We start from the raw sequence: 24,924 nt of genomic DNA on the forward strand, positions 1-24,924 counted from the left end.
TCCGCGCCGTCTATCATCTCGGACAGCCCTCCGGGGCTGGTCCCAGGAGGCGGGGCGGCGTTGCAGAAATGGCACAACCCTTGCTCTGCCCCTGTGAAACCCTTCATTTGACGCTATAGCGACGGATTTTTGGCATGGCTAAGAAAGAGGCGACACCCGCCGACGCGGGGGCTCCGAGCGGCGGCAAGAGCAAGCTGAAGCTGATCCTGCTGATCGTGGTCGGCCTGCTGCTGGCGATCGGCCTGTCGGTGGGCGGCACCTGGTTCTTCCTCAGCAAGTCGCTGAAGGCCGAGAAGACCGAGGAAGTCGCCAGCGAGGCGGCGAAGCCGGGCAAGCAGCCGGCGCTCTACGAGATCCTGGCGCCGGCCTTCGTCGTCAACTTCAACCAGAACGGCCGGCAGCGCTACATGCAGGTCGGCGTCGCGTTGATGGGGCGCGACAAGGCGCAGATGGACGCATTGCGCGAGCACATGCCGCTGGTTCGCAATAAACTGGTGATGCTGTTCTCGAGTCAGAGTTTCGACTCGCTGGTGACTCCGGTGGGCAAGGAAATGCTCCGCCAGCAGGCGACCGCCGGATTGCAGGAACTGGCCAAGAAGGAAACCGGCCAACTGGCTATCGAACAAGTGTTGTTCACCAATTTCGTGCTGCAGTAGGTATCCCATGGCCGTGCAAGATCTGCTTTCCCAGGATGAAATCGACGCGCTGTTGCACGGCGTCGACGATGGCCTGGTGGAAACCGAAGTCGAGGCGACGCCGGGATCGGTCAAGTCCTATGACCTGACCAGCCAGGACCGCATCGTCCGGGGCCGCATGCCGACCCTGGAGATGATCAACGAGCGTTTCGCCCGCTACACCCGCATCAGCATGTTCAACCTGCTGCGCCGTTCGGCCGACGTCGCGGTCGGCGGCGTGCAGGTGATGAAGTTCGGCGAGTACGTGCACTCGCTGTACGTTCCCACCAGCCTCAACCTGGTGAAGATGAAGCCGCTGCGCGGCACCGCGCTGTTCATCCTCGACGCCAAGCTGGTGTTCAAGCTGGTGGACAACTTCTTCGGCGGCGACGGCCGCCACGCCAAGATCGAGGGCCGCGAGTTCACCCCGACCGAACTGCGGGTGGTGCGGATGGTGCTGGAGCAGGCCTTCGTCGATCTGAAGGAAGCCTGGCAGGCGGTGCTGGAGATGAACTTCGAGTACGTCAACTCGGAGGTCAACCCGGCCATGGCCAACATCGTCAGTCCCAGCGAGGTGGTGGTGGTCTCCACCTTCCACATCGAACTGGACGGCGGTGGCGGCGACCTGCACATCACCATGCCCTATTCGATGATCGAGCCGATCCGCGAGATGCTCGACGCCGGTTTCCAGTCCGACCACGACGACCAGGACGAGCGCTGGATCAAGGCCCTGCGCGAGGACGTGCTGGACGTCCAGGTACCGCTCGGCGCCACCGTGGTCCGCCGCCAGCTCAAGCTGCGCGACATCCTGCACATGCAGCCGGGCGACGTGATCCCGGTGGAGATGCCGGAACACATGGTGATGCGCGCCAACGGCGTGCCCGCCTTCAAGGTCAAGCTGGGCGCCCACAAGGGCAACCTGGCGCTACAGATTCTCGAAGCGGTCGAGCGCTCGCGCTGACCGCTTCCCCCGGAGGAAAGACGAACCATGGCAGACGAAGAAAAAGTGACCACCGAGGAACAGGCACTGGCCGACGAATGGGCGGCGGCGCTGGCCGAGGCGGGCGACGCCAGCCAGGACGACATCGATGCGCTGATGGCCCAGGGCGGCGCGACTCCCGTGGCGGAGTCGAGTACCCCGCGGGCGCCGATGGAAGAGTTCGGCGCTTCGCCGAAGGCACCGACCATTTCCGGCCTGGAGGGGCCCAACCTGGATGTGATCCTGGACATCCCGGTGACCATTTCCATGGAGGTCGGGCATACCGACATCAGCATCCGCAACCTGCTGCAGCTCAACCAGGGGTCGGTGATCGAACTCGATCGCCTGGCCGGCGAGCCGCTGGACGTACTGGTCAACGGCACCCTGATCGCCCACGGCGAGGTGGTGGTAGTGAACGAGAAGTTCGGCATCCGCCTGACCGACGTGATCAGTCCCAGCGAACGCATCAAGAAGCTGCGCTGACATGCGTCGCTACCTGTTCGCCGGCTTCCTGCCGGCACTCGCCTCGCTGAGCGCGCCGCTGTGCGCCGCCGAGGGGACGACGGGTGCCGCCGCGCCGACGGTGGGCGCCGCTTCCGGCGCCGCCGCGCAACTGGCCCAACTGGTGCTCGGCCTGGGCCTGGTGATCGGCCTGATCTTCCTGCTCGCCTGGCTGGTGCGCCGGGTGCAACAGGCCGGTCCGCGCGGCAACCGCTTGATCCGCACCCTTGCCAGCCAGCCGCTGGGTCCGCGCGACCGGCTGGTGCTGGTGCAGGTCGGTGAGGAGCAGATCCTGCTCGGCCTGACGCCCGGCCGGATCACGCCGTTGCACGTGCTCAAGGAGCCGGTACACCTGCCGGACGGCGAGCCGGCCACGCCGGAATTCGCCCAGCGCCTGCTGGAGCTGCTGAACAAGGACCCCAAGGGCAAGCCATGACTCCGCGCATCTCCCTGGCCGGCGCGCTCGCCGCGCTCTGCCTTCTGCTGCTGGCGCCGTGGCCGGCGCTGGCCGCCGACCCGACATCGATCTCGGCGATCACCGTGACCACCAACGGCCAGGGCCAGCAGGAGTATTCGGTCAGCCTGCAGATCCTGCTGATCATGACCGCGCTGAGCTTCATCCCGGCGTTCGTCATGCTGATGACCAGCTTCACCCGGATCATCATCGTCTTCTCCATCCTGCGCCAGGCGCTGGGCCTGCAATCGACGCCGTCGAACCAGGTGCTGGTGGGGCTGGCGCTGTTCCTGACCATGTTCGTCATGGCCCCGGTGTTCGACAAGATCAACAGCCAGGCCCTGCAGCCCTACCTGAACGAGCAGATTCCCGCCCAGGAAGCCCTGCAAAAGGCCGAGGTACCGCTGAAGGCGTTCATGCTGGCGCAGACTCGCACCTCCGACCTGGAGCTGTTCGTCCGCCTGTCCAAGCGCACCGACATCGGCAGCCCGGAGGCGACGCCGCTGACCATCCTGGTCCCGGCCTTCGTCACGTCCGAGCTGAAGACGGCGTTCCAGATCGGCTTCATGATCTTCATCCCGTTCCTGATCATCGACCTGGTGGTGTCCAGCGTGCTGATGGCGATGGGCATGATGATGCTGTCGCCGCTGATCATTTCCCTGCCGTTCAAGATCATGCTGTTCGTCCTGGTGGATGGCTGGGCGCTGATCATCGGGACGCTGGCGGGCAGTTTCGGCACCGTCTAGCGGTGGTGCCGCCGGCTTGACGCGCCGCTGGCGCACTGGAGAGAGACATGACCCCTGAGGTGGCACTCGACCTGTTCCGCGAGGCGTTGTGGCTGACGGCGATGATCGTCGGCGTGCTGGTGGTTCCGAGCCTGCTGGTCGGTCTCGTGGTGGCGATGTTCCAGGCCGCCACCCAGATCAACGAACAGACCCTGAGCTTCCTGCCGCGCCTGATGGTGATCCTGCTCACCCTGATCGTGCTGGGCCCCTGGCTGCTGCGGCAGCTGATGGAATACACCCAGACGCTGATCGGCAACATCCCGCTGCTGATCGGCTGATGCTGGAGCTGACCAACGCGCAGATCGGCGGCTGGATCGCCAGCTTCGTGCTGCCGCTGTTCCGGGTCGCGGCGCTGCTGATGACCATGCCGGTGATCGGCACCCAGCTGGTGCCGGTGCGGGTGCGACTGTACCTGGCGCTGGGCGTCTGCGTGGTGCTGGTGCCGAACCTGCCGTCGATGCCGCAGGTGGACGCGCTGAGCATGAAGGCCATGCTGCTGATCGGCGAGCAGATCCTGGTCGGCGCCTTGCTCGGCTTTTCCCTGCAGTTGTTGTTCCACGCCTTCGTGATCGCCGGGCAGATCATCTCGATGCAGATGGGCCTGGGCTTCGCTTCCATGGTTGACCCGGCCAACGGCGTCTCGGTGCCGGTGCTCGGCCAGTTCTTCACCATGCTGGTGACGCTGCTGTTCCTGGCGATGAACGGACACCTGGTAGTGTTCGAGGTAATCGCCGAGAGCTTCGTCACCCTGCCGGTGGGCGAGGGCCTGAGCGGCAACCATTTCTGGATCATCGCCGGCAAGCTCGGCTGGGTGATGGGCGCGGCACTGCTGCTGGCGCTGCCGGCGATCACCGCGCTGCTGGTGGTGAACCTCGCCTTCGGCGCCATGACCCGCGCGGCGCCGCAACTGAACATCTTCTCCATCGGCTTTCCGTTGACCCTGGTGCTGGGCCTGGTGATCCTCTGGATCGGCACCGCCGACCTGCTCAGCCAGTACCAGGTGCTGGCCGGCGAGGCCCTGCAATTCCTCCGTGAACTGGTGCGGGCGAAATAGCCATGGCCGAGAGCGAGAGCGGGCAGGACAAGACAGAGGAACCCACGGAGAAACGCCGCCGCGAGGCGCGCGAGAAAGGGCAGTTGCCGCGTTCGCGGGAGCTGAACACCCTGGCCATCCTCATGGCCGGCGCCGGCGGCCTGCTGATCTACGGCGCCGACCTGGCGGGCGCCCTGTTGCGCCTGATGCGCAGCAATTTCGAGCTGTCCCGGGAAACCGCGATGAATACCGAGAGCATGCTGCAATTGCTCGGCGCTTCGGCCTACCTGGCTGCCCAGGGGCTCTGGCCGATCCTGCTGATGCTGCTGGTGGCGGCGATCGTCGGGCCGATCGCCCTCGGCGGCTGGCTGTTCTCGATGGACGCCCTGCAACCCAAGTTCAGCCGGCTCAACCCGCTGTCGGGGCTGAAGCGGATGTTTTCCGCCAAGTCGCTGCTCGAACTGAGCAAGGCGCTGATCAAGTTCCTGGTGGTGCTGGCGGTGGCCCTGCTGGTGCTCTCCGCCGACCGCGACGCCCTCCTGGCGCTGGCGCACCAGCCGCTCGAGCAGGCGATCCTGCACAGCGTGCGGGTGGTCGGCTGGAGCGCCTTCTGGATGGCCTGCAGCCTGCTGCTGATCGCCGCGGTGGACGTGCCCTACCAGATCTGGGACAACCGCCAGAAGCTGCTGATGACCAAGCAGGAAGTCCGCGACGAATACAAGGACTCCGAGGGCAAGCCCGAGGTCAAGTCGAAGATCCGCCAGATGCAGCGCGAGATGGCGCAGAGACGGATGATGGCGGCGGTGCCGGAGGCCGACGTGGTGATCACCAACCCGACCCACTTCGCCGTAGCCCTGAAGTACGACCCGGCGGGCGGCGGGGCGCCGCTGCTGCTGGCCAAAGGCAACGATTTCCTGGCCCTGAAGATCCGCGAGGTGGCCCAGGAGCACAAGGTGATGGTCATGGAGTCGCCGGCGCTGGCGCGAGCGGTGTACTACTCCACCGAGCTGGACCAGGAGATTCCCGCCGGGCTCTATCTCGCCGTGGCCCAGGTGCTGGCCTATGTCTACCAGCTCAAGCAGTACCAGGCCGGCAAGGGCAAGCGGCCGAGCCCGTTGAAGGACCTGCCGATCCCGCCGGACCTGCGTCGCGACGAGTGACCTGGCTGGAGCTACGCGCCGCGCTGTGGCAGCCTTGGCCGATACCCGCTTGGGATGAGAGCTTTGCCGTTCATGGATCGAACCTTGTCTGATCGTATTTTCCCGCCTGTCCTCCTGTTGCTCGCCCTGGCCTGGCTGCTGCCCTGGATGCCTGCGCACGCCGAAGTGCCGGCGGAATGGGTCGCCTTGCCCCTGTCGGAGCGGGTGGTGGATGCCACCCACACGCTGGACGAGGCGACGCGCCAACGCCTGGTGGAGAAGCTCGAGGCGCTGGAGCGGCGACGCGGTGCGCAGATCGCGGTGGTGATGCTGCCGACTACCGGTACCCTCGATATCGAAGCCTTCTCCGACAAGTTGTTCCAGGCCTGGAAGCTCGGCCGCAAGGCGGTCGACGACGGTCTGCTGCTGGTGGTGGCCAAGGATGACCGGCGCATGCGCATCGAGGTCGGCTACGGCCTGGAGGGTGCGGTGCCCGATGTGGTCGCCGGACGGATCATTCGCGAGCGGATGGCCCCGGCATTTCGCGAGGGCGACTACGCCGGCGGGATCGAGGCCGCGGTGGACGAGCTGATCCGCCTGGTCGACGGCGAAACGCTGCCGGCGGCCGCGTCGTCGGGTGCGCCGAAAGTCTCGCTGGGGCAATTGCCGGCGGAAGCCTGGGCGCTGCTGGTCGCCTTCATCTACGGATCGTTGGCCGGAGTGCTGTTGAGTGCCCGGGCGCTGCGCTGGCCCTGGCTGCTCGGCGGGGCGCTGCTCTGCTGGCTGTTGGGCACGCTGGCCGGCGCTTCCGGCGAATGGATGAGCGTGCTGCTGGTCGCTCCGCTGTGCATGCTGGTCGGCGGCGCGACCTTCGGCGCGCTGTGGACGGTGCGCCCGGCCTTCTACCTGGTGATCGGCGTACTGGTCTATGTAGCCCTGCTCGGGCTGGCGGCGCATTGGTTCAGCGCGGTGTCCTTCATCTACGGCCTGCTGTGGCCGGCCGGGGTGCTGATGCTGGCGGTTCTCTGCTGGTCGAACTACCGCCTGATGCGCTCGCTGTGGCGCGAGCGGCGGAAAAGTTTCCACCGCCGACTATGGGCGTTGCTGGCGGCCTACCTGCTGCTCGGATTGCTGTCCGGTGGCCTGGACGCACCGCTGGTCTGGCTGGCCCTGCTACCGTTCCAGCTCATGCTCGGGCTGCTGGTGTTCGGCCAGGTACGCCTGAGTGGGGGTGGTGGAGGCTCGTCGGGAAGCTCCGGCGGCGGTTCCTCCTCCTCTTCCTCCTCGTCGTCCGGCGGCTTTTCCGGGGGCGGTGGTTCCAGCGGCGGAGGCGGTGCCTCGGGCAGTTGGTAATGGGTTCCCGTTCATTTCATTCGGAGACAAGGATGTCTGCAATCACGCGTTATCTCGCCATGCTTCGCCTGTTCGGCATGCTGCTCTGCGCCGCCGCGATTCCCTCCGTTGCCACCGCGACGGTGCCGGTCACCGTCGCGGTGGCAGCGTCCGATGTCGAGGAGGAGGCCGTGGAGGCATCGGCGGTCGGCGCCGAGGCCGAGGCAGCGCGCGATGCGGGCTACGAGTCCGCGGAGGTTCCGGCGCTGGCGCGGCGGGTGACCGACCTTACCGCGACCCTCGACGCCGCCGAGCGTGCCCGCCTGGAAGCTTCGCTGGCCGCGCTGGAGGCCCGGAAGGGTGCCCAGGTAGCGATCCTGATGGTGCCCAGCACCTATCCGGACAGCATCGAGGCCTATGCGACGCGGGTCTTCGAGGCGTGGAAGCTGGGGCGCAAGGGGATCGATGACGGCGTCCTGGTGCTGGTGGCGAAGGACGACCGGCGCATGCGCATCGAAGTCGGCTATGGCCTGGAAGGAACGATCACCGACATCGATGCCGGGCGGATCATCCGCGAATACATGACCCCTGCGTTCCGTCAGCAAGACTACGCCGGCGGCCTGGAAGCGGCGGCGCAGCGCCTGGTACGACTGATCGACGGCGAGGCGTTGCCGCCGCCGCCGCGCGACCCGCTGGAGCCCGGCGCGGTACGGCAGACCCTGGCTATCGCATTCCTGCTCGGCGCTCTCGGCGGGGTGGCGCTGCTGGTACGTCCGCGCGCCTGGTACTGGACCCTGGGGGCGGTAGTGGCGCTCGCTGCGGCGCTGGCACTGGGGCGGCACTGGCCGGCAGGGGCGATGGTGGCGCTGGCGGAGATGGTGGCGGTCCTGGGCGTCGGCTTCGGCGCGTTGCTCAAGTATTCGCGCGGTGCCCGCTGGTTCTTCGCCATTCTTGTGCTCTATGCGCTGGGGCTGTTCTGGGCCTACCGCCGTTATGGCCTGCCGGTGCTCCATTACGGATTGGCCGTGCCGCTTTCGCTGGGACTGACCCTGCTGATGCTGGCCGGTGCCTGGCAGGGGCTGCGCAGAGGACGGCGCTGGGCCTACCTGCCGGGCCTGCTCGGCCTGCTGCTGACCCTGGCCCTGGAGTGCCTGCTGTTGCTGGTGGACGACCCGCTGAACAGCATCGAGGCGCTGATCATCCTGCCCGCCGCTTGCCTGCCGCTGCTCATCGGTTGCAATTTCAGCGCCGGCGGCTCGGGGGGAGGGCGTCGACGCGGCGGCGATTACGCTAGCTCATCGGGTTCCTCGTCGTCGAGTTCGTCCAGTTCGTCTTCGGACTCGTTCTCCGGCGGCGGAGGCTCGAGTGGCGGCGGTGGCGCCTCCGGTAGTTGGTGATTGGCGAAAACCCTTTTCAATCAATGAATTGAAAAGTTGGAACGGTTCCTGCAATGACCCGCCCGACGCGCATTCCGGCGTCAAAAGTTTGTTCGGCGCCCACCCACGGGCGCCATACGCAGGGCAGGGGAGTCGAGAGTGGATCGCACGCAACTGATCAGCAATGTGCGCAGCAACCTGGCGGGACTGGGGCGCGGCAGCCTCGGCGTGCCGGTCCTGCTGCTGGCCATGCTGGCGATGATGACCCTGCCGATCCCGCCATTCCTGCTGGACGTGCTGTTCACCTTCAACATCGCCCTGTCCATCGTCGTCCTGCTGGTCTGCGTGTACGCCCTGCGGCCGCTGGACTTCGCCGTGTTCCCGACCATCCTGCTGGTGGCGACCCTGTTGCGCCTGGCGCTGAACGTTGCCTCGACCCGCGTGGTGCTGCTCCACGGCCACGACGGCCATGGCGCCGCAGGCAAGGTGATCCAGGCCTTCGGCGAAGTGGTGATCGGCGGCAACTACGTGGTCGGGGTGGTGGTGTTCGCGATCCTCATGATCATCAACTTCGTGGTGGTGACCAAGGGCGCCGGGCGGATTTCCGAAGTCAGCGCGCGCTTCACCCTGGATGCCATGCCCGGCAAGCAGATGGCCATCGACGCCGACCTCAACGCCGGCCTGATCGAGCAGGAGGAAGCCAAGAAGCGCCGCAGCGAGGTGGCCCAGGAGGCCGACTTCTACGGTTCGATGGACGGTGCCAGCAAGTTCGTCCGCGGCGACGCCATCGCCGGCCTGCTGATTCTCTTCATCAACCTGATCGGCGGCGTCGCCATCGGCATGATCCAGCATTCGATGTCCTTCGGCGATGCCGGCAAGGTCTACGCCCTGCTGACCATCGGTGACGGCCTGGTGGCACAACTGCCGTCGCTGCTGCTGTCGACCGCGGCGGCGATCATGGTGACGCGGGTCTCCAGTTCCGAGGACATGGGCCAGCAGGTCAACCGGCAGATGTTCGCCTCGCCCAAGGCGCTGGCGATTTCCGCGGCGATCCTGATCGCCATGGGCGCCGTGCCGGGCATGCCGCATGTTTCCTTCATCGGCCTCGGCGCCCTGGCCGGCGCTGCCGCCTACTGGATCTGGCACCGGCAGAACAAGGCCAAGCAGGTCGCCGAGCAGGAGGTGCAGCGCCAGCAGGAGCTGCTGCCGGCGCAGCGCGCCCAGGAGGTCAAGGAACTGGGTTGGGACGACGTCACCCCGGTGGACATGGTCGGCCTGGAAGTCGGCTACCGGCTGATCCCGCTGGTCGACCGCAACCAGGGCGGGCAACTGCTGGCGCGGATCAAGGGCGTACGCAAGAAGCTGTCCCAGGAGCTGGGCTTCCTGATGCCCTCGGTGCACATCCGCGACAACCTCGACCTGCTGCCCAACGCCTACCGTCTGACCCTGATGGGGGTCAGCGTGGCCGAAGCGGAGATCTATCCCGATCGCGAGCTGGCGATCAACCCCGGCCAGGTATTCGGCAGCCTCAACGGCATCGCCGGCAAGGACCCGGCCTTCGGCCTGGAGGCGGTATGGATCGAGCCCGGCCAGCGCGACCAGGCGCAGTCGCTGGGCTACACCGTGGTGGATGCGAGCACCGTGGTCGCCACTCACCTGAACCAGGTGCTGCACAAGCACGCCCACGAGCTGCTGGGCCATGAAGAAGTGCAGCAGCTCCTGCAATTGCTCGCGCGCAGCTCGCCGAAGCTGGCGGAAGAGCTGGTGCCGGGGCTGATTTCCCTGTCCACCCTGCTCAAGGTCCTGCAGGCGCTGCTCCAGGAGCAGGTGCCGGTGCGCGACATCCGTACCATCGCCGAGGCCATCGCCAACGTCGCTCCACGGAGTCAAGATCCCGGCGCGATGGTCGCCGCGGTTCGCGTCGCGTTGTCCCGCGCAATCGTGCAAAGCATTGTCGGGCTTGAGCCGGAGCTGCCTGTGATCACGCTCGAGCCGAGGTTGGAACAGATTTTGCTGAACAGCATGCAGAAGGCCGGACAAGGCTCCGAGGACGGCATGTTGCTGGAGCCGGGGATGGCCGAGAAGCTGCAACGCTCGCTGATCGAGAGCGCGCAACGCCAGGAGATGCTCGGTAAGCCGGCGATCCTGCTGGTTGCCGGACCGATCCGCTCGATGATGTCGCGCTTCGCGCGGATGGCGGTGCCCAGCATGCATGTGCTGGCCTACCAGGAAATCCCGGACAACAAGCAAGTCACCATCGTCGCGACAGTGGGACAGAACTGAACGAGGGCTGCGCCGGCTCCAGGGCCGGCACACCGGGCAACCTGAGGTTGCCGGCAAGACTACTGAACTGAGGGGTTCGGGCAATGCAAGTCAAACGCTTCTTCGCCGCCGATATGCGCCAGGCCATGAAACTGGTCCGCGACGAACTGGGTCCGGACGCCGCGATTCTCGGCAACCGCCGGGTCGCCGGCGGCATCGAGCTGACCGCGGCGCTGGATTACCAGGCCCCGCCGGCGCCGAGCAAGCCCAACCCGGCGCTGGAAGTGGAGCTGCGCAAGACCCAGGCGCGGATCGCCGAGGCGCGCGCCGAGTTGACGGCGCGTCCGGCGGAAAACCAGCGCAAGGACCGTCAATTGTTCGCCGAGGAGAAGCCGGCGCGTCCGACCCTGGCCGAGTCCATGACGGCGGCGCAGGCCAAGCCCCAGGCGGGCGGCCAGACCCTCGAGGCAATGCGTTTCGAACTGAACGGCCTGCGCGAGCTGATCGAGGTACAACTGGGTTCCATCGCCTGGGGCCAGTTGCAGCACCAGCGTCCGCAGCAGGCCAATCTCTGGCGGCGCCTGCAGCGCATGGGCTTGCCGGCGGAGCTGAGCAAGCCGTTGCTGGAGCGGGTCGCCGCGGTGGGCGATACGCGCCAGGCCTGGCGCATGCTGTTGGCGCACCTGTCGCGTGCCGTGCAGACCCCCGAGCAGGACCCGCTCGACGCGGGCGGCGTACTGGCCCTGGTCGGCCCGGCAGGCGCCGGCAAGACCACCACCCTGGCGAAGATGGCCGCGCGCTACGTCCTCAAGTACGGCGCCCAGAGCCTGGCGCTGGTGAGCATGGACAGCTACCGGATCGGCGCCCAGGAGCAGATCAAGACCCTCGGTCGGATCCTCAACGTACCGGTGACCCTGGTCGATCCCGGCCAGTCGCTGATCCAGGCCCTGGCGCCGCTGGCGCGCAAGCGCATGGTGCTGATCGATACCGCCGGCCTGCCGGCCAGCGACCCGGCATTGCGCATGCAGCTCGAGGCACTGGCGTCGCCGAGCCTGAACGTGAAGAATTACCTGGTGATGGCCACCACCAGCCAGAGCCAGGTGCTCAAGTCGGCCTACCAGACCTATCGGCACTGCGGGCTGGCGGGTTGCATCCTGACTAAGCTGGACGAGGCGGGCAGCCTCGGTGAATCGATGGCGCTGGCTATCGCCCAGCGTCTCCCGGTAGCCTATCTGGCGGATGGGCCGCGGATTCCGGACGACCTGCAGGTGGCGCGCAGTCACCAACTGGTCAGCCGGGCGGTGAGCCTGCAGGCACCGGAAGAGCCCAGCGAGGACGCCATGGCCGAGATGTTCGCCGGGCTCTACCAGCAACCGGCGCGGCGTGCCGGCTGAGGACGTGGGAAGAACCGCGCGTGGCGCGGGTGACGGAAGCGAAGGTGGCTTCCGCCGGGCCGGGAGCGATGGCGCATCGTTCCCGCCAATACCGGAGAGCGCTGGAAGGGGCGTTCCGGGAAGACGACAACACAAGGTATGAAGCAGATGGGTAGCATGCATCCCGTACAGGTGATCGCAGTAACTGGCGGCAAGGGCGGCGTCGGCAAGACCAATGTGTCGGTGAACCTGGCACTGGCTCTGGCCGATCTCGGCCGTCGCGTCATGCTGCTGGATGCCGACCTCGGCCTGGCCAACGTCGACGTCCTGCTGGGACTCACGCCCAAGCGCACCCTGGCCGACGTGATCGAGGGACGCTGCGAACTGCGCGATGTCCTCCTCCTCGGTCCCGGTGGCGTGCGCATCGTTCCCGCGGCCTCCGGCACGCAGAGCATGGTGCACCTCTCGCCGATGCAGCATGCGGGGCTGATCCAGGCGTTCAGCGATATCAGCGACAACCTCGATGTCCTGGTCGTCGACACTGCCGCCGGGATCGGCGATTCGGTGGTCAGTTTCGTCCGCGCCGCGCAGGAGGTGCTGCTGGTCGTCTGCGACGAGCCGACCTCGATCACCGATGCCTACGCCCTGATCAAACTGCTCAACCGCGACCACGGCATGACCCGCTTCCGGGTCCTGGCCAACATGGCCCACAGCCCGCAGGAAGGACGCAACCTGTTCGCCAAACTGACCAAGGTCACTGACCGTTTCCTCGACGTCGCACTACAGTATGTAGGTGTCATCCCTTACGACGAGTCGGTACGCAAGGCCGTGCAGAAACAGCGAGCCGTATACGAGGCATTCCCCCGCTCGAAGGCGTCCCTGGCCTTCAAGGCGGTCGCGCAGAAGGTCGATAGCTGGCCGCTGCCGGCCAACCCGCGCGGGCACCTGGAGTTCTTCGTCGAACGACTGGTCCAACACCCCGCGACAGGTTCGGCCGTATGACAGCGGCCTCTGGAGTGCGTATGTATAGCAAGGCGCAAGCGCAGAACTCCCAGGAGCAACTGATCCAGCGTTACGCACCACTGGTCAAGCGCATCGCCTATCACCTGCTCGGCCGCCTGCCGGCCAGCGTGCAGGTGGAGGACCTGATGCAGGCCGGCATGATCGGCCTGCTCGAGGCCGCGAAGAAATACGACGCCGGCAAGGGCGCCAGCTTCGAGACCTATGCCGGCATCCGCATCCGCGGGGCCATGCTCGACGAGGTCCGCAAGGGCGACTGGGCGCCGCGTTCGGTGCACCGCAACACGCGCATGGTGACCGACGCGATCCGCGCGATCGAGGCGAGAACCGGGCGCGACGCTAAAGATCACGAAGTTGCTGCCGAACTCCAATTGAGCCTCGAAGATTACTACGGCATCCTCAGCGACACGCAGGGCAGCCGCCTGTACAGCTTCGACGACCTGTTGCAGGACGGCGAACATGGATTGCCGGAAGACACCAGCCTCAGTCACAACGAACCGATCCACGGCCTGCTCGACGAACGTTTCCAGGCGGCCCTGGCGGATGCCATCGCCAAGTTGCCGGAGCGCGAGCGCCTGGTGCTGGCGTTGTATTACGACGAGGAACTCAACCTCAAGGAGATCGGCGAGGTACTGGGCGTCAGCGAATCGCGGGTCAGCCAGTTGCACAGCCAGTGCGCCGCGCGTTTGCGCGCGCGCCTGGCCGATTGGCGGTCGGCCTGAACCGGCCTCGACCGCAGCTTGTAACCGTTAACGCAAAAGAATGTGTGGCGCGTCCCCTGGGGCGCGCTCTGGTCTGTACGGAGGTTTACTTGGACAAGAACATGAAAATTCTCATCGTGGACGACTTTTCCACGATGAGACGCATCATCAAGAACCTCTTGCGGGACTTGGGCTTCACCAATACCGCCGAGGCCGACGACGGCACCACGGCGCTGCCGATGCTGCACAGCGGCAATTTCGACTTTCTCGTCACCGACTGGAACATGCCGGGCATGACCGGCATCGATCTGCTGCGCGCGGTTCGCGCCGACGAGCGCCTCAAGCACCTGCCGGTGCTGATGGTCACCGCCGAGGCCAAGCGCGACCAGATCATCGAAGCGGCCCAGGCCGGGGTTAACGGCTATGTGGTCAAACCCTTCACCGCTCAGGTCCTGAAGGAAAAGATCGAGAAGATTTTCGAGCGGGTCAACGGCTGAAGCCGGCCAAGAGGGTGTCATGGTGCTTGGTAACGATTCCACGGGCGACGAATTCGAATCGACCCTGAAAAAACATGCGCGCGAACTGGTGGACTGTCTCGAACGGGGGCACTTCCAGCAGGCGGTGCAATTGATCCAGGAGCTCAGCCAGGCCAGGGACCGTGGCCTCTACCAGGAAGTGGGCAAGCTGACCCGCGAACTGCACAACGCCATCGTCGATTTCCAGATCGACCCGCATTCCCCCCACGCGCAGGAAATGTCGCAGATCGCCGATGCCACCGATCGTCTTTCCTACGTAGTGGAAATGACCGAGAAGGCCGCCAACCGGACCATGGACCTGGTGGAGCAGAGCGCCCCGCTGGTCAACCAGTTGGGCGACGATTCGCGGGAGCTGCACCAGGAGTGGCAACGCTTCATGCGCCGGGAAATCGACGCTGACGGCTTCCGCGAGCTGGCCAAGCGCATCGAACAGTTCCTCGTGCGCAGCGGCGAGAACGCCGGCCAGTTGTCCTCGCAGCTCAATGACATCCTGCTGGCGCAGGATTACCAGGACCTGACCGGCCAGGTGATCAAGCGTGTCACCAAGCTGGTCACCGAGGTCGAGAGCAACCTCGTGAAGCTGGTCTGGATGGCCGGCCAGGTGGACCGTTACGCCGGAATCGAGCACGACCACGTGAGCATGCGCCACCAGGCCGCGCTGGAGCGTTCGGCCAAGGGCGAGGGGCCGCAGGTCGCCGCGGAAAAACGAGAGGATGTGGTGTCCGGGCAGGATGACGTGGACGATCTGCTGTCCAGCCTGGGTTTCTGACCCGCCCGGCTCAAGACTGCGGCATCGCTGCCGTTAAGTAAGCATTGAACGCTGGCATCCGCGGGCTGCTGGCACAGCCTTCGTCATGCCGGTGATCCCGGCGGGCGGGCTGAAGTCGGTCCGGAAAGCCGGGCCGGTATTTCCGGCAGGACAGCGGTCCTGCCGATCCTTTCGAGTAACACGTCTCTGGGAGCAGCCGAATGAGCTTCGACGCCGATGAAGAAATCCTCCAGGACTTCCTGGTTGAGGCCGGCGAGATTCTCGAGCAATTGTCCGAGCAACTGGTCGAGCTGGAGAGCCGGCCGGACGATATGGACCTGCTCAATGCCATTTTCCGTGGGTTCCATACGGTCAAGGGCGGTGCCGGCTTCCTCCAGCTGAACGCGCTGGTGGAATGCTGCCACATTGCGGAAAACGTCTTCGATATCCTGCGCAAGGGCGAGCGGCGCGTCAGCTCCGAACTGATGGATGTGGTGCTGCAGGCGCTGGATACGGTCAACGCGATGTTCGACCAGGTGCGCGAGCAGTCCGAACCGACCCCGGCGACGCCCGAGCTGCTGGCGGCCCTTGCCCGCCTGGCCGAGCCCGAGGGCGCCGAGCCCGCGGAACCTGTGCAAGCGCCGCCGGCGGCCGTTCCGCCAGCCGAGCCTGCGGCGCCGCCGGAAGCGCCCGCGCAGAGTGCCTCCAGCGATATCACCGACGACGAGTTCGAGCAGTTGCTGGATGCTCTGCAGGGCGACGAAGCGCCGGCCTCCGCCGTTGCAGAAGCGCCCGCGGCTCCCGCTGGCGACGAGATCAGCGACGCCGAGTTCGAGGCGTTGCTCGACCAGTTGCACGGCAAGGGCAAGTTCGTCCCGCCGGCGGTCTCGGCCGAGCCTGCGCAAGTCCCCGCCGAGGCGGTCGAGCCGGCCGCGGCTGCCGCTGGTGACGATATCAGCGACGACGAGTTCGAGGCGCTGCTCGACGAACTGCACGGCAAGGGCAAGTTCGGCGATGTCCCGGAAGCCGCCGGCACACCCGCCGCACCGGCTGCCGCGGCTCCAGCGGCTGCGCCGGCGGAGCAGGGCAAGGCGCCGGCCGCCGCGGGCGGCGATGAGATCAGCGACGACGAGTTCGAGTCGCTGCTCGACGAACTGCACGGCAAGGGCAAGTTCAACGGCGCCTCCGAGGCCGTGGCGGCCGCCGCGGCGGTAGCCAAGAACATCGCGGCGAAGAGTCCCGCGGCGAAACCGGTCGCTCCGGCCAAGGCCGCCGCCGCGCGTCCGGCGGCGCCCGACAGGCCCGCGGCAAGCGAGGCGGAGACCACCGTGCGGGTGGATACGGCGCGTCTCGACGAGATCATGAACATGGTCGGCGAGCTGGTGCTGGTGCGTAACCGCCTGGTGCGCCTGGGCCTGAACAGTGGCGACGAGGCCATGGCCAAGGCCGTGGCCAACCTCGACGTGGTCACCGGCGACCTGCAGATGTCGGTGATGAAGACCCGCATGCAGCCGATCAAGAAGGTCTTCGGCCGCTTCCCGCGCCTGGTTCGCGACCTGGCGCGGAACATGAAGAAAGAGATCAACCTGGAGCTGGTGGGCGAAGAGACCGACCTCGACAAGAACCTGGTCGAGGCCCTCGCCGATCCGCTGGTGCACCTGGTGCGCAACGCCGTCGACCACGGCATCGAGAGTCCGGAGGAGCGCGAGGCCGCCGGCAAGCCGCGGGTCGGCCAGGTGGTGCTGTCAGCGGAGCAGGAGGGTGACCACATCCTCCTGATGATCACCGACGACGGCAAGGGCATGGACGCCGAGGTGCTGCGCAACAAGGCGGTGGAGAAGGGCCTGCTGGAGCGCGATGCGGCGGACCGCCTGACCGACCTGGAGTGCTACAACCTGATTTTCGCCCCGGGTTTCTCGACCAAGACCGAGATTTCCGACGTGTCCGGCCGCGGTGTCGGCATGGACGTGGTGAAGACCAAGATTTCCCAGCTCAACGGCACGGTCAACGTGTTTTCGCAGAAGGGGTCCGGCTCGAAGATCGTCATCAAGGTGCCGCTGACTTTGGCGATCATGCCTACCCTTATGGTGATGCTGGGCAGCCAGGCGTTCGCCTTCCCGCTGGTCAACGTCAACGAAATCTTCCATCTTGACCTGTCGCGCACCAATGTCGTGGATGGCCAGGAAGTGGTGATCGTCCGCGACAAGGCCTTGCCGCTGTTCTATCTCAAGCGCTGGCTGGTGCCGAGTGCGGCCCACGAAGAGCAGGGTGAGGGACACGTGGTGATCCTGTCGGTCGGCACCCAGCGCATCGGTTTCGTCGTCGACCAGTTGGTGGGACAAGAAGAAGTGGTGATCAAGCCACTCGGCAAGATGTTGCAGGGCACCCCCGGCATGGCGGGCGCCACCATCACCGGGGACGGGCGCATCGCCCTGATCCTCGATGTGCCGAGCATGCTCAAGCGTTACGCACGGCGCATCTGACGCCGCGTATGGGTTTCCGGCGGCGCAGGAGCGTCGCCCTCTGAGGAGTAGCTATGGCAGTCAAAGTCCTGGTGGTGGACGATTCGGGGTTCTTCCGCCGCCGTGTCTCGGAGATTCTCTCCGCCGATGGACAGATCCAGGTGGTCGGCACCGCCACCAATGGCCGCGAGGCCATCGAGCAGGCGCTGGCCCTGAGACCCGATGTGATCACCATGGATTACGAGATGCCGCTGATGGACGGCATCACCGCGGTACGCAACATCATGCAGCGTTGCCCGACCCCGGTCCTGATGTTCTCCTCGCTGACCCACGAGGGCGCGCGGGTGACCCTGGATGCACTGGACGCTGGAGCGGTCGACTACCTGCCGAAGAATTTCGAGGACATCTCGCGCAACCCGGACAAGGTCCGCCAGTTGCTCTGCGAGAAGGTCCTGACCATCGCCCGTAGCAATCGTCGCTCGATCAGCCTGCCGCCGCTGCCTTCGGCCACCTCGTCCAGCCATGCGCCGGCGTCGTCCTCCAGCGTCGGCGCGAGCGCGCGTGTTGGTGCCGGCGCGTCGCCGGCCCCGGCGTCGACCTCGGCGGCGCCGAAGCGCAAGGCCTACCGGCTGGTCGCGATCGGTACCTCCACCGGTGGACCGGTTGCCTTGCAGCGGGTGCTGACCCAGTTGCCGGCCAACTTCCCGGCGCCGCTGGTACTGATCCAGCACATGCCGGCGGCCTTCACCAAGGCCTTCGCCGAGCGCCTCGACAAGCTGTGCCGGATCAACGTCAAGGAGGCGGAGGACGGCGACATCCTGCGTCCCGGCCTGGCGCTGCTGGCGCCGGGCGGCAAGCAGATGATGGTCGACGGCCGCGGCACGGTGCGCATCCTCCCCGGCGACGAACGCCTGAACTACAAGCCCTGCGTCGACGTGACCTTCGGCTCGGCGGCCAAGGCCTACAACGACAAGGTCCTGGCGGTGGTCCTCACCGGCATGGGCGCCGACGGGCGCGAGGGTGCGCGCCTGCTCAAGCAGGGCGGCAGCCAAGTGTGGGCGCAGGACGAGGCCAGTTGCGTGATCTACGGGATGCCGATGGCCGTGGTCAAGGCCAACCTGGCGGACGCGGTGTACGGGCTCGACGACATCGGCCGGCACCTGGTCGAGGCGTGCCAGTAAGCGTGCGTGCAGGAATGAGGAGACTGCCTTCGATGGCCACCCACGTGACGAGCTGCGCGCGCCTTCGCCGAGCCGAGGGGACGCGCTGATGGATGTGCTCAGCCTGGTCGGGATCATCCTGGCGTTCGTCGCCATCGTCGGCGGCAACTTTCTCGAGGGCGGCCACGCCGGAGCCCTGCTCAACGGTCCGGCGGCGCTGATCGTGATCGGCGGCACCCTGGCCGCGGCGCTGTTGCAGACCCCGGTGAACGTGCTCAAGCGCGGCCTGGGCATGCTCGGCTGGGTGTTCTTCCCGCCGCGCGAGGATCTTTCCGGGGGAATCGACCGGATCGTCTCCTGGAGCATGACCGCGCGCAAGGAAGGCCTGCTCGGCCTGGAGAGCATCGCCGATGCGGAGCCCGATCCCTATGCGCGCAAGGGCCTGCAACTGCTGGTGGACGGCGCCGAGCCGGAAGTCATCCGCAGCATCCTCGAGGTCGACCTGTTCACCCAGGAAAGTCGCGACCTGCAGGCCGCCAAGGTGTTCGAGAGCATGGGCGGCTATGCGCCGACCATCGGCATCATCGGCGCGGTAATGGGCTTGATCCATGTGATGGGCAACCTGGCCAACCCGGCGCAGCTCGGCAGCGGCATCGCCGTGGCCTTCGTCGCCACCATCTATGGCGTCGGCTTCGCCAACCTGCTCCTGCTGCCGATCGGCAACAAGCTGAAAACCCTGGTACTGCGCCAGTCGCGCTACCGCGAGATGCTCCTGGAGGGCCTGCTGTCCATCGCCGAGGGCGAGAACCCGCGTTCCATCGAGTTGAAGCTGCAAGGCTTCATGGACTGACCGGAGCCGAGCATGCAGCGCCGCCGTCGCCACCAGGAGGAACACGAGAACCACGAACGCTGGCTGGTTTCCTATGCCGACTTCATCACCCTGCTGTTCGCCTTCTTCGTGGTGATGTATTCGATTTCCTCGATCAACGAGGGCAAGTACAAGATCCTCTCGGAGACCCTCACCGGCGTGTTCAACCAGCCCGACCGCTCGTTGAAGCCGATTCCCATCGGCGACGAGCGGCCGCGCACCACCGAGCCGGAGCGCACCAGCGTCGAGGAGCAGCCCAGCGACAACGCGGCCAGCGCCGACTCGCTGGAGCGGATCGCCGACAGCGTGCGCGATGCCTTCGGCGACTTGATCGCCTCCGACCAGTTGAGCGTGCGCGGTAACGAGCTGTGGATCGAGATCACTCTCAATTCCAGCCTGCTGTTTCCCAGCGGCGATGCGCTGCCCAACGATGCCGCCTTCGATATCGTCGAGAAGGTCGCCAAGATCCTGGCGCCCTACAAGAACCCGATCCATGTCGAGGGCTTCACCGACGACGTGCCGATCCATAGCCCGCGCTATCCCACCAACTGGGAACTGTCGGCGGCGCGGGCGGCGAGCATCGTCCGCCTGCTCGGCAACGATGGGGTCGAGCCGTCGCGGATGGCTGCGGTGGGCTATGGTGAATTTCAGCCGGTGGCGGACAATGCCAGCGCCGAGGGGCGGGCGAAGAATCGCCGGGTGGTGCTGGTGATCTCGCGCAACTTGGAGGTGCGACGCAGCGTCAGCGGGGTCGGCAGCGGCAAGGCGCAACCGGATTCGGCGCTCCGCCACGCAGGCTCGGCAGCTGGCACGCAAGCTGCAGATACTGGCGGTACGCCGGCGCCCGCGCCGGCAACCGTCAATTCCCCGTCGCCTTCGCCATGAGCGCGCGAACCATGGTTTGCGTACGGGCGCCGGGGCCGAACTGGCCATTAGCGCGGCCCCAACCGGGTAGACCCATGCCAGGAAGAGTAGAGCAATGAAAGTCTGGGCAGTCGCCAATCAGAAAGGAGGGGTCGGCAAGACCACCTCGTCCATCGCCCTGGCCGGCCTGTTGGCGGATGCCGGCAAGCGCGTGGTCGTGGTCGACCTGGACCCCCACGGCTCGATGACCAGCTATTTCGGCTATGACCCGGACACCCTCGAGCACAGCGCCTTCGACCTGTTCCTGCACCAGGGCAACGTCCCCGAGGGGCTGCCGGCCTCGCTGCTGCGCAGCACCAGCAACGAACGCATTTCCCTGCTGCCGTCGAGTACCGCGCTGGCCACCCTGGAGCGCCAGTCGCCGGGCAAGAGCGGTCTCGGCCTGGTGGTCTCGAAGAGCCTGGCGCAGCTCTGGCAGGATTTCGACCATGCGATCATCGACAGCCCGCCGCTGCTCGGCGTGCTGATGGTCAACGCCCTGGCCGCCAGCCAGCACCTGGTGATCCCGGTGCAGACCGAGTTCCTCGCGGTGAAAGGGCTGGAGCGGATGGTCAACACCCTGGCGATGATCAACCGGTCGCGCAAACAGGCGTTGCCCTATACCATCGTACCTACGCTGTTCGACCGGCGGACCCAGGCTTCGCTGAGCACGCTGCGGATTCTCAACGAGAACTACCCGGACAACCTGTGGCAGGCGTTCATTCCCATCGATACCCGCCTGCGCGATGCCAGCCGGGCCGGGGTCACGCCGTCGCAGCACGACGGCAAGAGTCGCGGGGTGATCGCCTACCGCGCCTTGCTCAAGCATCTGCTGGCGCAGCAGCCGGCCACCCGGGTGGCCTGATGGCGCGCCGGTCGCCGCGCCGACAGGCGCATTCAAGCCGCACCGGAGTGCGGCCGATAACCGTTGTAGACCCCTGTCGCGGAATACCCACATGAGCGCCGCCACCGCCACCCGTTCGCAACTGGCCTTGCAGTCCTACCTGGATGCGTTGCTCCAGGAGGCCACTTTCGAGGACCTGGAACCTCTCGTCGAGACGCCGCCAGCGCCTGCGCCCGCGCCGTTGAAGCCTGTCGCGCTGGCGGTCGCCGAAGTGGCGACACCGGCCCCGGCGCTGGAAACGCTGCCGGTCGACCCCGGGTTCGACGAGTTCGAGGCCGCGGTGCTCGAGGAGCAGGTCCGCGATGCGCGCCTGGTTCCGCCGGCGCCGGCGGCCCTGCTCGACGAACCGACGACGTTGCGCGAGCTGCCGGTCGAGCCACGGCCCCACGAAGTCATCGAGTTGCGCGTGCCGAGCGCCCCGGCGAGCGTCGGCGAGCCGCCGCTGCTCGACCTGCCGCTGCTCGACGACGGTCGTCCGGCCTGGGCGGCGGAGCCCTTCGAGTGCCTGCTGTTCGACGTCGCCGGGCTGACCCTGGCGGTGCCGCTGGTGTGCCTCGGCTCGATCTATCCGCTGGAGAACCAGGAACTGACCCCGTTGTTCGGCCAGCCCGACTGGTTCCTCGGCATCCTGCCGTCGCAGGCGGGCAACCTGAAGGTGTTGGACACCGCACGCTGGGTGATGCCCGAACGCTACCGCGACGACTATCGCGACGGCCTCAAGTACGTGATCTCGGTCCAGGGCTACGAGTGGGGGCTGGCGGTGCACCAGGTGAGCCGCTCGATCCGCCTCGACCCGGCCGAGGTGAAATGGCGCAGCCAGCGTAGCCAGCGGCCCTGGCTGGCCGGCACGGTCATCGAACACATGTGTGCGCTGCTGGATGTGGCGGCGCTCGCCGAACTGATCGCCAGCGGCGCCGTCAAGCGCCTGCACGGCGACCATTGATAGACAGCTTCCGCCACTTGCGGCGGTTTTCGAGAGGTTAGGGGAATGAGCAAAGCCACCGCGCAAAGCGCCGAAGATCCGATCCTGCAGTGGGTCACCTTCCGCCTGGACAACGAGAGCTACGGCATCAATGTGATGCAGGTCCAGGAGGTGCTGCGCTACACCGAGATCGCCCCGGTGCCGGGCGCGCCGAGCTACGTGCTGGGCATCATCAACCTGCGCGGTAACGTGGTCACGGTGATCGACACCCGCCAGCGCTTCGGCCTGGACCCTGCGCCGGTCAGCGACAACACGCGGATCGTCATTATCGAGGCGGACAAGCAGGTGGTCGGCATCCTGGTCGACAGCGTCGCCGAGGTGGTCTACCTGAAGCAGTCGGAAATCGAGACCGCGCCGAACGTCGGCAACGAAGAGTCGGCCAAGTTCATCCAGGGTGTCTGCAACAAGAACGGCGAGCTGCTGATCCTGGTCGAGCTGGACAAGATGATGACCGAGGAAGAATGGTCGGAGCTGGGCAGCATCTGATGCGTTCTACCGACACGAGGGCCTGCTGAGATGGAGGTCGTCGCGCTGGCACTGGCGCTCGCCGCCTGCCTCGGCCTGGCGGCGGCGTGCCTGTGGCTGCGCCGTGAATTGCGCCGCCTGCAAGCTGCGCTGGCGCAGCAGGCGGAGGAGGGCGCCGCGCGCGAGCGCCGGCTCAAGGAGCTGAGCAAGCGCATCGAGTCCTACCAGCAGGTCAACGTGCGCATGGGCGAGGCCTTGCAGGACCTCGGCAAGCAACTCGCGCCGCTTCCCGACCGGGTCGCGCGCCTGGAGCAGCGCGATCCGACCACGCTGTCGTTCAGCCAGGCCGCACGCCTGGTCGGGCTCGGCGCCAGCGCCGAAGACCTGACCCAGGCCTGCGGTCTGTCGCAGGCCGAGGCCGAGCTGGTGGCGCGCCTGCACGAAGCCAAGGGCAAGTGACGGTCGCCGGCCCGGCGCTGGCGCTGGCGCTGGCGCTTTTCAGGCGAGCAGGCGGCTCGCCACTTCTGCCAGTGTCACCTCTCCCCTGAACTCCCCGCAGCTCTGCGCCGGCAGGCGATCCTCGATGGCATGGGCGAAGCGCACCGCCGGGTCCTGCTCCAGCTTCTCCAGGTGTCGATGCAGGCGCGGAAAGTCGTGTTGCAGGTCGAAGTAGCCCAGCTCCCGTCCCCAGCGAGCGGTACCCGCGAGGTAGGCGTCGGCCACGCTCGGCCCTTCGCCGGCCAGCCACTTGCGGTCGCCGAGCAGCTTGTCGATCCGGCCATAGGCTCGCGCCGCGCGCGTCAGCGCCCTTGCCGTCGTGGTTGCGTCGGCGTCCTCCAGATAGAACAGGGCTCCCCAGGCCGAATGGCATTCGGTATGCAGGAGGGCGAGGGCGAAGTTCAGTTCGTCGAACTCGGCGCTGCCCTGCGGATAACCGAGCTTCCTGCACAGGTCGCGCGCCGCCAGGTGCTGGAGAATGGCCAGGCTTTCGCTGAGCGCGCGGCCGTCCTCCAGGAGCAGGGTGGGCGTCTGGCGAGCCGGGTTCAGGCGCACGTAGGTGCGCTCGCCGGTCTCCAGCGGCATCTCGATCCGACACAGGCGATAGGGGCGGCCAAGCCACTCGAGGGCCACGATCGAGCCGAAGGAACAGCCGTGGGGTACGCCATAAAACAGTACAGGTTCCATTTTCCATCTCCGTTCAGGTAACGCACGTTGCGCATCGCAACCGGGCTGAACGCAGGGTAGGGGTGATATAGGCTATATTCGGTCCTGATTTTTTCCGGTGGATCGAAAAATGTCCAAGCCCACGGTGCGCGTGCTCGCCCTGCTCGAACTGCTGCAGAGCAACGGCCAGCTCAGCGGTAGCGAGCTGGCCAGGCGCCTGGAGGTGGATGGACGGACGCTGCGTCGCTATATCGTCGCCCTCGAGGAGCTGGGCATACCCATCTCGGCGGAGCGCGGACGCCATGGCGGTTACCGCCTGGTGGCCGGTTTCAAGCTCCCGCCGCTGATGTTCAGCGCGGAGGAAACCCTGGCCGTGTCCCTCGGCCTGCTGGCGGTGCGCAGTCTCGGCCTGGGCGAAAGCGAGCTGGCCCTGGAAAGTGCGCAGGCCAAGCTGAGCAGGGTGATGCCCGTTGCGCTGCGGCGGCGCCTCGTGGCGCTCCGCGAGACCGCCAGCCTGGACCTGGCCCGCGCCCGGGCGGGAACCAGTGTGGCGGCGCTGGCGACCCTCGCCGAAGCCGCCCAGGTCCGTGCGCGGGTCGAGTTCCGCTATCGCGACCCGCAGGGCGCCGAAACCCTCCGCCAACTCGATCCCTACGGCCTGGTCTATCGCAACGGCTGCTGGTACGTCAGCGGTTTCTGCCACCTGCGCCAGGCGTTGCGCTCGTTCCGTCTCGATCGCCTGGACGCGCCGCGCATGCTGGCGGAGCGCTTCGAGCGACCGGCGGATTTCGATACCCTCCGCCACCTGCGGGAGAGCTTCGCCCGGATGCCGCGCGCCTACCCGGTGGAAATCCTGATGCGGGCTGCGAGGGAGCAGGTGGTCGCGGTGCTCGGCGAGCCCCTCGGTCTGCTCGCTGAGGTCGATGGCGGTACGCTGTTGCGCGCCAGCACCGACGACCTGGACTGGTTCGCCCGGCGCCTGTGCGGCCTGCCGTTCGACTTCGAGGTCAGGCAGCCGCTGGAGTTGCGCGAGCCGTTGAGGCGCCAGGCCGAGCGTGTCCTGCGTAACCTGGGCCAGGAGGAAGCTTCGGATCACAGGTAGG

The 24,924-nt window shown here is 66.7% G+C and carries 26 protein-coding genes; 25 read left to right on the top strand and 1 reads right to left on the bottom strand.

The window, feature by feature from the left end:
* Nucleotides 1-134 precede the first annotated feature (134 nt).
* The 24 genes from fliL (at nucleotide 135) to HMPREF1224_RS38025 (ending at nucleotide 23,116) form a co-directional block, all read left to right on the top strand.
* Entirely contained in the window at nucleotides 135-656 is a 522-nt protein-coding gene (fliL, locus tag HMPREF1224_RS37910) for a flagellar basal body-associated protein FliL (protein WP_003083042.1), read from the top strand.
* Between the two features lie 7 nt (nucleotides 657-663).
* Nucleotides 664-1,635, top strand: a complete 972-nt coding sequence (fliM, locus tag HMPREF1224_RS37915) for a flagellar motor switch protein FliM (protein WP_003083045.1) — start codon at nucleotides 664-666, stop codon at nucleotides 1,633-1,635.
* Between the two features lie 27 nt (nucleotides 1,636-1,662).
* Nucleotides 1,663-2,136, top strand: a complete 474-nt coding sequence (fliN, locus tag HMPREF1224_RS37920; protein WP_003118680.1) for a flagellar motor switch protein FliN — start codon at nucleotides 1,663-1,665, stop codon at nucleotides 2,134-2,136.
* A gap of 1 nt (nucleotide 2,137) precedes the next feature.
* Nucleotides 2,138-2,590, top strand: coding sequence for a flagellar biosynthetic protein FliO (gene fliO / locus HMPREF1224_RS37925; RefSeq protein WP_003083051.1), 453 nt, complete (start codon nucleotides 2,138-2,140; stop codon nucleotides 2,588-2,590).
* On the top strand, nucleotides 2,587-3,354 hold the full coding sequence (fliP, locus tag HMPREF1224_RS37930) for a flagellar type III secretion system pore protein FliP (RefSeq protein WP_003083052.1): 768 nt from the start codon (nucleotides 2,587-2,589) through the stop codon (nucleotides 3,352-3,354). The genes fliO and fliP overlap by 4 nt, the downstream gene beginning before the upstream one ends.
* Before the next feature lie 47 nt (nucleotides 3,355-3,401).
* Nucleotides 3,402-3,671: a flagellar biosynthesis protein FliQ gene (gene fliQ, locus HMPREF1224_RS37935; RefSeq protein WP_003083053.1), complete on the top strand. Its 270-nt coding sequence runs from the start codon at nucleotides 3,402-3,404 to the stop codon at nucleotides 3,669-3,671.
* Complete coding sequence (fliR, locus tag HMPREF1224_RS37940; RefSeq protein WP_003114278.1) at nucleotides 3,671-4,447, top strand: flagellar biosynthetic protein FliR; 777 nt, start codon at nucleotides 3,671-3,673, stop codon at nucleotides 4,445-4,447. The genes fliQ and fliR overlap by 1 nt, the downstream gene beginning before the upstream one ends.
* 2 nt (nucleotides 4,448-4,449) lie before the next feature.
* Nucleotides 4,450-5,586: a flagellar biosynthesis protein FlhB gene (flhB, locus tag HMPREF1224_RS37945; RefSeq protein WP_003083056.1), complete on the top strand. Its 1,137-nt coding sequence runs from the start codon at nucleotides 4,450-4,452 to the stop codon at nucleotides 5,584-5,586.
* Nucleotides 5,587-5,658: 72 nt separating this feature from the next.
* On the top strand, nucleotides 5,659-6,918 hold the full coding sequence (locus tag HMPREF1224_RS37950) for a TPM domain-containing protein (protein WP_010793987.1): 1,260 nt from the start codon (nucleotides 5,659-5,661) through the stop codon (nucleotides 6,916-6,918).
* A 32-nt stretch (nucleotides 6,919-6,950) separates the two neighbouring features.
* Nucleotides 6,951-8,294, top strand: coding sequence for a TPM domain-containing protein (locus HMPREF1224_RS37955; RefSeq protein ID WP_010793988.1), 1,344 nt, complete (start codon nucleotides 6,951-6,953; stop codon nucleotides 8,292-8,294).
* 138 nt (nucleotides 8,295-8,432) lie between these two features.
* Nucleotides 8,433-10,556 (top strand): flagellar biosynthesis protein FlhA, encoded by a 2,124-nt coding sequence (gene flhA, locus HMPREF1224_RS37960; RefSeq protein WP_003083059.1) that lies wholly within the window; start codon nucleotides 8,433-8,435, stop codon nucleotides 10,554-10,556.
* Nucleotides 10,557-10,639: 83 nt separating this feature from the next.
* A complete protein-coding gene (gene flhF / locus HMPREF1224_RS37965) occupies nucleotides 10,640-11,929 on the top strand; it encodes a flagellar biosynthesis GTPase FlhF (protein ID WP_003117138.1) in 1,290 nt (429 codons plus the stop codon).
* A 138-nt stretch (nucleotides 11,930-12,067) separates the two neighbouring features.
* Nucleotides 12,068-12,910, top strand: a complete 843-nt coding sequence (gene fleN, locus HMPREF1224_RS37970) for a flagellar synthesis regulator FleN (protein WP_003083064.1) — start codon at nucleotides 12,068-12,070, stop codon at nucleotides 12,908-12,910.
* A complete protein-coding gene (gene fliA / locus HMPREF1224_RS37975) occupies nucleotides 12,907-13,650 on the top strand; it encodes an RNA polymerase sigma factor FliA (RefSeq protein WP_003083070.1) in 744 nt (247 codons plus the stop codon). The genes fleN and fliA overlap by 4 nt, the downstream gene beginning before the upstream one ends.
* A gap of 101 nt (nucleotides 13,651-13,751) precedes the next feature.
* Nucleotides 13,752-14,126 carry a chemotaxis response regulator CheY gene (locus tag HMPREF1224_RS37980; protein WP_003083073.1) on the top strand — a complete coding sequence of 125 codons (375 nt, stop codon included), beginning with the start codon at nucleotides 13,752-13,754 and terminating at the stop codon, nucleotides 14,124-14,126.
* A 19-nt stretch (nucleotides 14,127-14,145) separates the two neighbouring features.
* Complete coding sequence (locus HMPREF1224_RS37985; protein WP_003083075.1) at nucleotides 14,146-14,934, top strand: protein phosphatase CheZ; 789 nt, start codon at nucleotides 14,146-14,148, stop codon at nucleotides 14,932-14,934.
* Between the two features lie 200 nt (nucleotides 14,935-15,134).
* Nucleotides 15,135-17,396, top strand: coding sequence for a chemotaxis protein CheA (locus HMPREF1224_RS37990; protein ID WP_003114282.1), 2,262 nt, complete (start codon nucleotides 15,135-15,137; stop codon nucleotides 17,394-17,396).
* Between the two features lie 53 nt (nucleotides 17,397-17,449).
* Nucleotides 17,450-18,556 carry a protein-glutamate methylesterase/protein-glutamine glutaminase gene (locus tag HMPREF1224_RS37995; protein ID WP_003083085.1) on the top strand — a complete coding sequence of 369 codons (1,107 nt, stop codon included), beginning with the start codon at nucleotides 17,450-17,452 and terminating at the stop codon, nucleotides 18,554-18,556.
* 88 nt (nucleotides 18,557-18,644) lie between these two features.
* The gene (locus HMPREF1224_RS38000; protein WP_003083089.1) at nucleotides 18,645-19,385 is read left to right on the top strand and encodes a flagellar motor protein; all 741 of its coding nucleotides are present in this window, start codon (nucleotides 18,645-18,647) and stop codon (nucleotides 19,383-19,385) included.
* A gap of 12 nt (nucleotides 19,386-19,397) precedes the next feature.
* A complete protein-coding gene (gene motD / locus HMPREF1224_RS38005) occupies nucleotides 19,398-20,288 on the top strand; it encodes a flagellar motor protein MotD (protein ID WP_003083090.1) in 891 nt (296 codons plus the stop codon).
* Nucleotides 20,289-20,382: 94 nt separating this feature from the next.
* Nucleotides 20,383-21,171: a ParA family protein gene (locus HMPREF1224_RS38010; protein WP_003083092.1), complete on the top strand. Its 789-nt coding sequence runs from the start codon at nucleotides 20,383-20,385 to the stop codon at nucleotides 21,169-21,171.
* Nucleotides 21,172-21,262: 91 nt separating this feature from the next.
* Nucleotides 21,263-22,153: a CheW domain-containing protein gene (locus HMPREF1224_RS38015; RefSeq protein ID WP_010793989.1), complete on the top strand. Its 891-nt coding sequence runs from the start codon at nucleotides 21,263-21,265 to the stop codon at nucleotides 22,151-22,153.
* Between the two features lie 45 nt (nucleotides 22,154-22,198).
* Nucleotides 22,199-22,678 (top strand): chemotaxis protein CheW, encoded by a 480-nt coding sequence (locus HMPREF1224_RS38020; protein ID WP_003083098.1) that lies wholly within the window; start codon nucleotides 22,199-22,201, stop codon nucleotides 22,676-22,678.
* Between the two features lie 30 nt (nucleotides 22,679-22,708).
* Entirely contained in the window at nucleotides 22,709-23,116 is a 408-nt protein-coding gene (locus tag HMPREF1224_RS38025) for a DUF2802 domain-containing protein (RefSeq protein ID WP_003083101.1), read from the top strand.
* A gap of 39 nt (nucleotides 23,117-23,155) precedes the next feature.
* On the opposite strand, the gene HMPREF1224_RS38030 is transcribed toward HMPREF1224_RS38025, so the two are convergent.
* Nucleotides 23,156-23,842, bottom strand: a complete 687-nt coding sequence (locus HMPREF1224_RS38030) for a glutathione S-transferase family protein (protein WP_003083103.1) — start codon at nucleotides 23,840-23,842, stop codon at nucleotides 23,156-23,158.
* A 109-nt stretch (nucleotides 23,843-23,951) separates the two neighbouring features.
* Here HMPREF1224_RS38030 and HMPREF1224_RS38035 point away from each other — a divergent pair, with 109 nt between their 5' ends.
* The gene (locus HMPREF1224_RS38035) at nucleotides 23,952-24,923 is read left to right on the top strand and encodes a helix-turn-helix transcriptional regulator (RefSeq protein ID WP_003106375.1); all 972 of its coding nucleotides are present in this window, start codon (nucleotides 23,952-23,954) and stop codon (nucleotides 24,921-24,923) included.
* Nucleotide 24,924 lies beyond the last annotated feature (1 nt).

This window comes from Pseudomonas sp. P179 (assembly GCF_000478485.2).
GTDB lineage: Bacteria > Pseudomonadota > Gammaproteobacteria > Pseudomonadales > Pseudomonadaceae > Pseudomonas > Pseudomonas aeruginosa.